The sequence below is a fragment of the Pseudomonas syringae group sp. J309-1 genome (assembly GCF_032582135.1).
GTDB classification, from domain to species: Bacteria; Pseudomonadota; Gammaproteobacteria; order Pseudomonadales; family Pseudomonadaceae; genus Aquipseudomonas; species Aquipseudomonas quasicaspiana.
Genome location: NZ_JAWHNU010000077.1, coordinates 1 through 9,761, shown reverse-complemented (window position 1 = coordinate 9,761; position 9,761 = coordinate 1). Strand labels below are relative to the sequence as shown.

The 9,761-nt window shown below is 57.9% G+C and carries 10 protein-coding genes; 7 read left to right on the top strand and 3 right to left on the bottom strand.

The window, feature by feature from the left end:
• Window positions 1-186 precede the first annotated feature (186 nt).
• The 3 genes from RX972_RS26635 (at window position 187) to RX972_RS26625 (ending at window position 2,723) form a co-directional block, all read left to right on the top strand.
• Window positions 187-1,407, top strand: coding sequence for a putative DNA modification/repair radical SAM protein (locus tag RX972_RS26635; RefSeq protein ID WP_027902755.1), 1,221 nt, complete (start codon window positions 187-189; stop codon window positions 1,405-1,407).
• Complete coding sequence (locus tag RX972_RS26630) at window positions 1,398-2,258, top strand: TIGR03915 family putative DNA repair protein (protein WP_316879929.1); 861 nt, start codon at window positions 1,398-1,400, stop codon at window positions 2,256-2,258. Before RX972_RS26635 ends, RX972_RS26630 begins: the two co-directional genes overlap by 10 nt.
• Before the next feature lie 123 nt (window positions 2,259-2,381).
• The gene (locus tag RX972_RS26625; protein WP_099269325.1) at window positions 2,382-2,723 is read left to right on the top strand and encodes a helix-turn-helix domain-containing protein; all 342 of its coding nucleotides are present in this window, start codon (window positions 2,382-2,384) and stop codon (window positions 2,721-2,723) included.
• Window positions 2,724-2,884: 161 nt separating this feature from the next.
• On the opposite strand, the gene RX972_RS26620 is transcribed toward RX972_RS26625, so the two are convergent.
• Complete coding sequence (locus RX972_RS26620; RefSeq protein WP_316879925.1) at window positions 2,885-3,730, bottom strand: PhzF family phenazine biosynthesis protein; 846 nt, start codon at window positions 3,728-3,730, stop codon at window positions 2,885-2,887.
• A gap of 165 nt (window positions 3,731-3,895) precedes the next feature.
• On the opposite strand from RX972_RS26620, the gene RX972_RS26615 reads away from it, so the two are divergent.
• Together RX972_RS26615 and RX972_RS26610 are read left to right on the top strand one after the other, a co-directional pair.
• Window positions 3,896-4,522, top strand: a complete 627-nt coding sequence (locus RX972_RS26615) for a LysE family translocator (protein ID WP_099269324.1) — start codon at window positions 3,896-3,898, stop codon at window positions 4,520-4,522.
• 71 nt (window positions 4,523-4,593) lie between these two features.
• On the top strand, window positions 4,594-5,448 hold the full coding sequence (locus RX972_RS26610; protein ID WP_316879923.1) for an NAD-dependent protein deacetylase: 855 nt from the start codon (window positions 4,594-4,596) through the stop codon (window positions 5,446-5,448).
• 136 nt (window positions 5,449-5,584) lie between these two features.
• On the opposite strand, the gene RX972_RS26605 is transcribed toward RX972_RS26610, so the two are convergent.
• On the bottom strand, window positions 5,585-7,948 hold the full coding sequence (locus RX972_RS26605; RefSeq protein ID WP_316879921.1) for a DNA polymerase II: 2,364 nt from the start codon (window positions 7,946-7,948) through the stop codon (window positions 5,585-5,587).
• Window positions 7,949-8,131: 183 nt separating this feature from the next.
• On the opposite strand from RX972_RS26605, the gene RX972_RS26600 reads away from it, so the two are divergent.
• Entirely contained in the window at window positions 8,132-8,599 is a 468-nt protein-coding gene (locus RX972_RS26600) for a RidA family protein (RefSeq protein WP_231668206.1), read from the top strand.
• A 3-nt stretch (window positions 8,600-8,602) separates the two neighbouring features.
• Window positions 8,603-9,130, top strand: coding sequence for a GNAT family N-acetyltransferase (locus RX972_RS26595; RefSeq protein WP_231677878.1), 528 nt, complete (start codon window positions 8,603-8,605; stop codon window positions 9,128-9,130).
• Here the strand turns inward: RX972_RS26595 and RX972_RS26590 are convergent.
• Complete coding sequence (locus RX972_RS26590; RefSeq protein ID WP_122704141.1) at window positions 9,022-9,531, bottom strand: helix-turn-helix domain-containing protein; 510 nt, start codon at window positions 9,529-9,531, stop codon at window positions 9,022-9,024. The genes RX972_RS26595 and RX972_RS26590 overlap by 109 nt on opposite strands.
• Window positions 9,532-9,761 lie beyond the last annotated feature (230 nt).

Here is a 9,761-nt window from a genome sequence, read left to right as displayed (position 1 = left end):
TTGGTTCCTATCGCTACACCTACCTCACCCCGTCCGCCGCCCCCCCCCACCCGCTCCCACATGGGACTGCGTTCCAATTCAAATAATGCAATGGCTTCAAGCAAGCCACTTATTCACCCGACCGCAGGACATTGCGTCCCACACCTGAACCCGATACTGTACATGCAAACAGTATCGGAGTTTCCCATGCAGCTGATCGACAAGCTCAGCATCCTTGCGGATGCCGCCAAGTATGACGCGTCATGCGCCAGCAGCGGTGCACCCAAGCGCAGTTCGGAGGGTAAGACCGGGCTGGGTTCGAGCAACGGCATGGGTATCTGCCACAGCTATACGCCTGATGGACGCTGTGTTTCGCTACTGAAAATCCTGCTGACCAACTTCTGTCTTTACGACTGCCAATACTGCGTCAATCGCCGCTCCAGCGACGTACCCCGTGCCCGCTTCAGCCCCGAAGAAGTGGTCACCCTGACACTGGATTTTTATCGACGTAATTGTGTCAGCGGACTGTTCCTCAGTTCCGGAATCATTCGTTCGTCCGACTACACCATGGAGCAGTTGATCGAAGTGGCGCGTCAACTGCGGGAGGTCCATGAGTTTCGTGGCTACATCCACCTCAAGACCATCCCGGACGCTGACCCGGCACTGATCGAAATGGCCGGCCGTTACGCTGATCGCCTGAGCGTCAACATCGAACTGCCCACCGATGACGGCTTGAAAACCCTGGCTCCGGAAAAAAACGTCGTCACGATCAAGCAGGCGATGAAGACCATTCACACCGGACAGCAAACCATCCTCAACGAGCCACGTGCGCCGCGCTTTGTACCTGCCGGGCAAAGCACGCAAATGATCGTCGGCGCTGACGAAACCGACGACAGTACCATTCTCACCAGCGCCGAATCCCTGTACGGCAATTACGGCCTGCGCCGGGTTTACTACTCCGCGTTCAGCCCCATCCCCAACAGCCCGAAAAGTGTCCCGTTGGCCGCCCCGCCACTGATGCGCGAGCACCGTCTGTATCAGGCGGATTTCCTGCTGCGTGGCTATGGCTTCAAGGTCAAGGAGTTGTTTCAGGGCGCCGGTGATCTGGCACTGGACATCGATCCGAAACTGGCCTGGGCCCTGAACAACCGCAGCCTCTTCCCCATGGACCTCAACCGCGCCGACGCCTCACAGATTGCGCGAATCCCAGGCATCGGTATCCGCACCACCAACCGTTTGCTGGAGCTACGCCGTCAGCGTCGAATCCGCTACGAAGACCTGACACGCATGCGCTGTGTACTGGCCAAGGCCAAACCGTTCATCATTACCTGCGACTATCACCCGACTCAGGCAGAGAGCAGCAGCGAGTCATTGCACATGTTGTTGCGCGACCGCCCAGCTCCGCAGCAAATGGGGTTATGGGGATGATTTGCCTGGATTGCGACGACCTGTTCGACAACTGGCGACAGCAGGCACGCTGGCTGCTCAGCCATGAAGTCGATCCAAGTCAGGTGAGCTGGAAATCCAGCGACGGCAGCGACCTGTTCGGTTCTGATCACAGCTACCCGGAACAACAAGGCCCGTTTCAGGCCCGGATCCCGCTGGCCCTTCTGCAGTTGCTGGAAAGCGCTTCACAATTTCGCGGCGATCAGCGCTGGAGCCTGTTGTATGAGGTGCTTTGGCGCGTCAGTCACGGGGATCGCACCGCGATGCTGGCGGGCGACAAGCTGGGCAGCGAGCTGCATCGACGCATCAAGCAAGTCAGCCGGGAAGCCCATCATCTGCACGCATTTCTGCGTTTTGTTGCACTGCCCGAATCTGAGCTGCCAGCGCAATTTGCGCAGCCACAATACGTCGCGTGGCACGAACCTGCTCACGACATCCTGCACAGCGCCAGTCAGCATTTTATCGGCCGTATGGGGCAGCATCGGTGGATGATTGCCACACCCAAAGACGGCGTCTACTACGATGGTCACCAGTTGATCCATCAGCGTGTCTGCCCGCCTGCCTGGCAACAACTGGCGCGCAACGCCGAGGATCCGGGTGGGGAGCTGTGGCTGACCTATTACAGTCACATCTTCAACCCGGCACGCCTGAACCCCAAGGTCATGGAAGGCCACTTTCCAAGCCGCTTCTGGAAAAACCTGCCTGAAGGTCCTTTAATTCCTGCTTTAATCAGTGAGGCGAGAACCGGCAAACAACGTGACGGTCAGGCCAGTCAGGTCGCCGCAAGGCCCGGCAAGCGTATCGCACGCGGTCCGGGAATTGCCTGGTCCTAGAGCGCTACACCGTTCATCAGTTGCTATCAAAGCCTTCAAACATCAAGACCTTCTTGGTAATCTGCGACACACTTCAAACAACTACCTTCTCATCGAAGTGGATCAGCATCAGGAAATCACCAAATGGAAGGCATGGGCATAAGACTCAAGTTGGAAAGAAAGCGTCTCGATCTTTCTCAGCGAGACCTGGGTTTGGTTGGCGGGGTTGAAGCCAATGCTCAAGGGCTTTACGAACGAGGCAAGCGCTTTCCCAATGCCGAATACCTCAGAGCGGTTGCGAAGGCCGGGGTCGATGTTTTGTATGTCATTACCGGTTCCCGGGAGTTACTGGCCATCGACTCCATTTCCGCAGGCGAGTCGAAAGTGTTAACCGAGCTGGACGGTTTACCTCTGGATGTACAGGAAGACATCAAACGCTTGATCAGCACTCTTTCCGTGTCTGAAGAGCAAGCCGTTAAATCCTGATGGTTTTTTACTGCCGAGCACGGCGGCAATAACCTGCAAACTAACCCGCTGAATGGAACATAGTTAGTGGGAACGACTTTAACCGGTACACCAAAGCCGGTCCCATTGGGTTTGTTTAGTGCATTAGTTGCGGGCAAACATGGCGGCCCGTTTGTAAAGTCTCATGCCAGTTCTACCCCACCCTCAATACACGTCACCACCTCGCCGCCAATCCAGATGTCGTCACCAAGACGCTGCACGTAAACCCGACCTTGCCTGCCCAGCACCGTGCCTTGGCTGACCACATAGCTGTCCTCTGCCAGCCCGGCACTCAACAACCATTGCGCGATACCGGCATTGAGGCTCCCGGTCACCGGATCTTCAGGCATGCCGTCACCCGGGATGAACGCTCTGACTTCGAATTGCGCTTCAACCCCATCGAGTAGCGGATCCCAAGGCGCGAACACACCAATCGCCAGACCGCCCAACTGCGCATAATCCGGTTTCAGCGCCAGTACGCTGGCTCTGTCCGCGAGCCTGAGTGCTAACCATCCAGCACCGTTATCAACCCAGCGGGCGTCAAGAATCGCACCGTCAACCAGCCCCATTCCAGCGCGAATCCGCTCCAGCAACCCAGCCTCGACCGGCTCAGAACGCAACAACGCGGGTGCAGTAAACGCCAGTTGTTTGCCCTGGCGACGAATCCGCACCAAACCTATGCCGCATTCCTGAATGATTTCCTCCCCTTTAGGCTGCCCGCCACTCTCCAGCCAGGCATGGCAACTGCCCAGCGTCGGGTGCCCGGCGAACGGCAACTCATACTGCGTGGTGAAGATCCGCAGTCGATAATCCGCCTCGGGATGCTGGGGCTTAAGCACAAAAGTGGTTTCACTCAGGTTGGTCCAGTGGGCGAACGCGGCCATGGTTGATTCGCTGAGTGCCTCAGCCTCAAGCACCACGGCCAGCGGGTTGCCCTTGAGGGCATGCCGACTGAATACATCAACCTGTTTGAACGAATAACGACTCATCACTGCCCACTCTGAAAACGCCAAGGCGGCGAGACTCTCATTTCAAACCGGGCAAGGTAAAGCCCGGAAAAAACTGTTGCACAAAAATCGCGAGCAACTCTAGCGCAGCCTGCCCGGCGCGATCCGCTACCGTCAGCGAACGATATCAATGAAAGGAAGCAGCCCATGATCGACCTTCAGACACTGTCTTTATTCTGCGGCGCGGTGATGCTTCTGTTGATCACACCGGGGCCGAATATGGCGTTTGTCATGAGCCACGGTTTTACTTATGGGTGGCGCGGCGGTCTGGCCGTTTCGCTGGGGATCGGCGCCGCGGATATCGTGCTGACGATACTGACCGCAACCGGGGTGACCGGTCTGGTCGCGGCATGGCCGCCGTCTTTCGACATCATTCGTTATGTCGGCGCGGTCTACCTGTTGTGGATGGCCTGGAAAGCCCTGCAAGGCGGCAAGCCGGGCAAAAACGTCATCGATAACAAGGTTTCGCTGAGAACAGTGTTCGTCAGGTCGATGCTCAACAGCTTGCTCAATCCCAAGGGACTACTGTTTTTTATCGTTTTCCTGCCGCAATTCGTGACGCCTTCCAACGGCATGATCGCCCAACAACTGATCGTGCTCGGCCTGGTGCTGACGATAATTGCGTTTGTCTTCCATGCCGTACTGGGTGCCTTTGGCAGCACCATCAATCGTTGGTTTGCGGGCAAAGAACGGTTAGGAAAGCTACAACACAGAGTGCTTGCAGCGGTGCTGACCCTGATGGCCGTGCGCCTGATGGTCATGTCCAGACCGTGAATCTGTTGTAGAGGGCACCATTCAAGCATCCGCCGGGTCAGATACAACTCACGCCACGCGGAGAACCCATCATGCTGGACAGCCCATCCACCGCCCCGGTCGAAACGCTTTACACGCTCATGGCGCAAAAACGTTTTGTGGTCCTGACCGGGGCAGGCATCAGCACACCGTCGGGTATTCCTGATTACCGGGATACCGACGGTGTAAGGCGCGGCAAGGCACCGATGATGTTCCAGGAGTTTCTCGGCTCACCTGAAGCGCGGCGACACTATTGGGCGCGGGCGATGCTGGGCTGGCCGCGGGTGCGGATTGCTCAACCCAATGCGGCGCATCGCGCTTTGGCGACGCTGCAATCTCATCGCTACATTAGCGGTTTGATCACGCAAAACGTCGATACGCTACATGATCAGGCTGGCAGCACTGACGTCGTCGAGCTACATGGCAGCCTGCACCGGGTGCTGTGCCTGGACTGCGGCGAGCGCTTTGATCGCGCCGCGATTCAGCAATTGATGGAAGCGCAGAATCCCTACCTGGCAGGCGTTGACGCGGTGCAGGCGCCAGATGGCGATACCTTGCTCGACCCCGCATTCGAGACGCGTTTTCAGGTACCACATTGCCCGCACTGCAATGGCCAGCGCCTCAAGCCCGATGTGGTGTTTTTCGGCGAAAACGTTGCGCCGCCTACCGCTGCACAAGCTTTGGCAAATGTGACCCATGCTGACGGCTTGCTGGTAGTGGGCTCGTCACTGATGGCTTACTCCGCATTCCGCCTGTGCAAGACCATAAGCGAGCAAGGCAAGCCACTGATTGCCATCAACATCGGCAAGACACGCGCCGATGAACTGCTGGATCTGAAGATTGAGATGTCGTGCGAGATATTGTTGCCGGAGTTGGTGGAGCGGTTGGTCGGGCACAGAGATACCTGATGCCTGCAATTACCTGTGGGAGCCGGGCTTACCCGCGATAAGGACACCGCGATCCAAAGTGAACCGCGTCCGGCCTTATCGCGGGCAAGCCCTGCTCCCACAGAGGATCGCATTTCAGAATTAGATGGGGAATGATCTAAAACAACCCCAACTGCCCGCCAATCAGCGTGCTGAAATCATCATCCACGAATGGCAGGATGGCCTCGGCGATAGGTTGTAGCTGGCGGGTGACGTAATGGTCGTAGTCGATAGGTGCATGCCTGACTTCCAGAGGCTCAGGCCCGGCAACGCTGATGACATAGCTGATCCAGCCGCCATTCTGATACTGCTTGGGACGACCCAGGCTTGCGTTGTGTTCGTCCGCAAGACGCGCTGCCCGGACATGAGGTGGCACGTTACGCTCATAATCATCCAGTCGACGTCTTAGCCGTTTGCGATAGATCAGCAAGTCATCCAGCTCGCCCGCCACGGTACGGCGCACATAGTCGCGCACATAGTCCTGATACGGCCGCCGATGGAAAATCCGCGAATACAACTCCTGCTGGAATTCCCGGGCCAGTGGCGACCAATCGGTGCGGACCGTTTCCAGTCCTTTGTAAATCATTTCATCGGAGCCATCCGCGCGCCTGACCAGCCCGGCATAGCGCTTCTTGCTGCCCTCTTCCGCACCGCGAATAGTCGGCATCAGGAAGCGTCGAAAGTGTGTCTCGAACTGCAGTTCAAGGGCACTGGTCAGGCCATATTCCTGCTGTAAATGCTCGCGCCACCACAGGTTGACCTGTTGCACCAGCGTGCGCCCGATCCGGGTCGCGTCTTCCTCGCCGTGCAGGCTTTTGAGCCAGACGAACGTGGAGTCGGTATCACCGTAAATCACCGTATAACCCTGGGCTTCAATCAACTGCCGGGTGCGGCGCATGATCTCGTGGCCGCGCAAGGTGATCGATGACGCGAGCCGCGTATCAAAAAAGCGGCAGCCACTGGAACCGAGCACGCCATAAAAGGCGTTCATGATGATCTTCAAGGCCTGAGACAGCGGCTGATTGTTCTCCCGCTTGGCCGTCTCGCGCCCCTGCCAGACCCGCTCGACAATCGCGGGCAAGCAATGCCGGGTGCGAGAGAAGCGCCCGCCGCGAAAACCCGGTACAGAGTCTTCGTCCGAAGGATTGCGCAAGCCTTCGACCAGCCCCACCGGATCAATCAGGAAGGTGCGGATAATCGACGGGTAAAGGCTCTTGTAGTCCAGCACCAACACTGACTCATACAACCCCGGCTGCGAGTCCATGACAAATCCACCGGGACTGGCCTCGGGCATGCGCTCGCCAAGGTTGGGCGCCACAAAGCCCTGGCGATGCATCAACGGAATGTACAGATGACAGAACGCAGCCACCGAGCCGCCGCTGCGGTCAGCAGGCAACCCCGTGACCGAAGCGCGCTCCAGCAGGAAGGTCAGCAACTCGGTTTTGGCAAAGATGCGCGTCACCAGTTCGCAGTCTTTCAGGTTGTAGCGCGCCAGCGCAGGCTTGTCCTCGGCGAACATGCGGTTGATTTCATCCATGCGCTGGTAAGGCGTATCGATCACCTTGCCCTCTCCGAGCAAGGTCTGGGCGACATTTTCCAGGCTGAACGACGGGAAGCTCCAGGTCGCCGAGCGCAGCGCCTCGATGCCGTCGATGATCAGACGCCCGCTGGCGTCGGCGAAAAAGTGATTGTTGCGTGATCCATGCTCGCGCCAACCCATGGCTTCCCCGCCCCGCCCAAGGCGCAGTGGCACTTGCAGTCGCTGAGCATGCTCGTGCAGTACCCGCAGGTCGAACTGCACCACATTCCAGCCAATGATCGCGTCCGGATCGTGAAGCTCAAGCCACTGGTTGAGACGCTCCAGCAGCAGCTTGCGGGTGTCGCAGTATTCAAGCGCGAAGTCGACGTCCCGATCATCGCCATTGGCGGGGCCCAGCATGTAAACCTGACGCTGGCCGCAACCTTCCAGCGCGATGGAGTACAACTCGCCTTTTTCCGTGGTTTCGATATCCAGCGACGCAAGACGCAACTGGGGCCGGTAGTGTTCTGCAGGCCGGATCTGCGCCTCGCACAGCGTGCCATTACTGTCCGCAACACCGCTGAATTGCACGGGGGCGGTGATGAAACGCTCCATCAGATAGCGTTCAGGTGGGCGGATATCGGCCTCGTAGACATCCACCCCGCCTTTGCGCAGGGATTTTTCCAGGTTCATCAGTTGCCGGTGCTGCTGGCAATAAACCCCAAGCACCGGGCGATGGCGGAAATCACACAGACTCAGCTCACGAAGCTCGACCCCTGACTCGCTGCGCAATACGGCTTCGGCACGAGCACGCTGTTCAGCAGGAATGAACGCCACCGAAGGTTGTACAGGCAGGCGAATGTGCCGGGGACCGTTATCGGTCGCCAGCCAGAATTCCACCTGCGTGCCTTCGGGCGTATCACGCCAGTGTCGGCTCAGGATAAAGCCCTGCTGTACATCCACCACCGCAAACCTTAAAAACCTTCAGGAGCGTGATTCTACTTGGCATTGCCCGCTAGAGGGCGACTCATCTTCGTGACGGCGGCTACGACCAAAGAATCCACGCCTGACCGCTTGCCAATGTCAGGAGCTTGAGGCGATAAAGGCACCCTCCGCACTGGATTTATCTTCGCCACGGGACGTGACATGTCAGCAGACCAGCGCTTCAACCTGATTGCCGAACAACTTGGTTACAGCTTTGATGGCGAGATCAAAATCGGCGGCAATTATGTGCCGCTGATTCGGCACAACGACGAGATTTACATCAGTGGGCAAATCCCCAGGGTTGGCGACACGGTAGTCGTCACCGGACGCGCAGGGGCCGACACCACTCTGGCTCAGGCGCAACTGGCGGCGAAAGTCTGCGCGATGCGCGCGCTCGCCTTACTGCAACGCAGCGCGGGATCACTGGACGGGATCAAGCGGTTGCTGCGCATGAACCTGTACGTGCAATGCGCCCAGGATTTCACTCAGCAAAGCGAAGTGGCCGACGCGGCTTCTGAGGTGCTGTTCTTCGTGCTGGGCGACGTCGGTGCGCACACTCGCACGTCGGTCGGGGTCTATCAGTTGCCGAAGAACGCCACCGTTGAACTTGACCTGATCGCAGTGGTGTAAGCCATGTCCAGTGCATTCAGGATTGAACGTTTGCAGGGCCGGCACGCAGCGGCTTATCGAGATTTGATGCTGGACGCCTACACACGGCATCCCGAGGCATTCACCTCCTCCACAGAAGAGCGCGCGGCCCTGCCCTTGTCCTGGTGGGAAAACCGGCTCAATGCGGCAGAAGATGCCGGGCAAGTGGTGTTCGGCATCACTGACGGTGACGCCGTCCTGGGTGCGGTAGGGCTGACCTTCAGCAACCGGCAACGGGCGCGACACAAGGTTTTACTGTTCGGCATGTATGTGGTGGCCGGGCAGCAAGGCAAAGGTCTGGGCCAGTCACTGATCGATGCGGCGTTGAGCTATGCACGTAAGCGGCCACACACGTTGCTGGTACAACTGACTGTCAGTGAAAACAATGCATCAGCACGCAAGCTTTACGAGCACAACGGATTCGCATCATTTGGCCTGGAGCCATTGGCCGTAGCGACCGCAACCGGATTTATTTCCAAGGTCCATATGTGGCGGGAATTACGCGAGTCCTGACGCACGCTGGCCGCCTTCAACTTGCGTGCATGGCCCCGCCACCGCGCGGGATTGGTACCTTCGGTCTTGCTGAACATATGAGAGAAATGCGCCTGATCGCAAAACCCGCATTCGGCGCTGATTTGCGTGAGGGTCATTTCCGACTCTTTGATCAGTTGCTTGGCCTGCTCGATGCGCTGGTTGCGAATCCATTCCTGGGGGGACATGCCCGTGCTGCGCTTGAATGAGCGCGAGAAATGACTGCGCGTCAACTCGCAGGACGCTGCCAGAAAAGGCACAGAGACTTTCTTGCTCAGGTCAGCAGTGATGAGTTGTTTGACCAATGCCAACCGGCCAGGAGAAAGACCGCCGGTGACCGGCTCATTCAGCCCGTCGTTGACGTCGTGCAGCGGATTGTCCATGACGATAAAACCTTGCGAAATATGCTGGAGTCATCTTCGCAGTCGTCAGTTTTCTAACAACCCTTGCGGGGGGAGCACAACGGCCATCAAGGTGCCTGATCAGGACAAACCTTGGCAGCACGGCGCTATTGAGCAGCACACACAAAACCTGTGCAGACTGTGTGAAAACCTAGCCAACTCCTTTCAGATTTAAGAAAATGCTCCGCATCGAAAGATGCGGGGCATTTTCC

What these genes read in the sequence shown, in the direction of transcription:
- RX972_RS26635 (WP_027902755.1), top strand. Translation starts at nt 187, where the DNA reads ATGCAGCTGATCGACAAGCTCAGCATCCTTGCGGATGCCGCCAAGTAT.
- RX972_RS26630 (WP_316879929.1), top strand. Translation starts at nt 1,398, where the DNA reads ATGGGGATGATTTGCCTGGATTGCGACGACCTGTTCGACAACTGGCGA.
- RX972_RS26625 (WP_099269325.1), top strand. Translation starts at nt 2,382, where the DNA reads ATGGAAGGCATGGGCATAAGACTCAAGTTGGAAAGAAAGCGTCTCGAT.
- RX972_RS26620 (WP_316879925.1), bottom strand. Translation starts at nt 3,730, where the DNA reads ATGAGTCGTTATTCGTTCAAACAGGTTGATGTATTCAGTCGGCATGCC.
- RX972_RS26615 (WP_099269324.1), top strand. Translation starts at nt 3,896, where the DNA reads ATGATCGACCTTCAGACACTGTCTTTATTCTGCGGCGCGGTGATGCTT.
- RX972_RS26610 (WP_316879923.1), top strand. Translation starts at nt 4,594, where the DNA reads ATGCTGGACAGCCCATCCACCGCCCCGGTCGAAACGCTTTACACGCTC.
- RX972_RS26600 (WP_231668206.1), top strand. Translation starts at nt 8,132, where the DNA reads ATGTCAGCAGACCAGCGCTTCAACCTGATTGCCGAACAACTTGGTTAC.
- RX972_RS26595 (WP_231677878.1), top strand. Translation starts at nt 8,603, where the DNA reads ATGTCCAGTGCATTCAGGATTGAACGTTTGCAGGGCCGGCACGCAGCG.
- RX972_RS26590 (WP_122704141.1), bottom strand. Translation starts at nt 9,531, where the DNA reads ATGGACAATCCGCTGCACGACGTCAACGACGGGCTGAATGAGCCGGTC.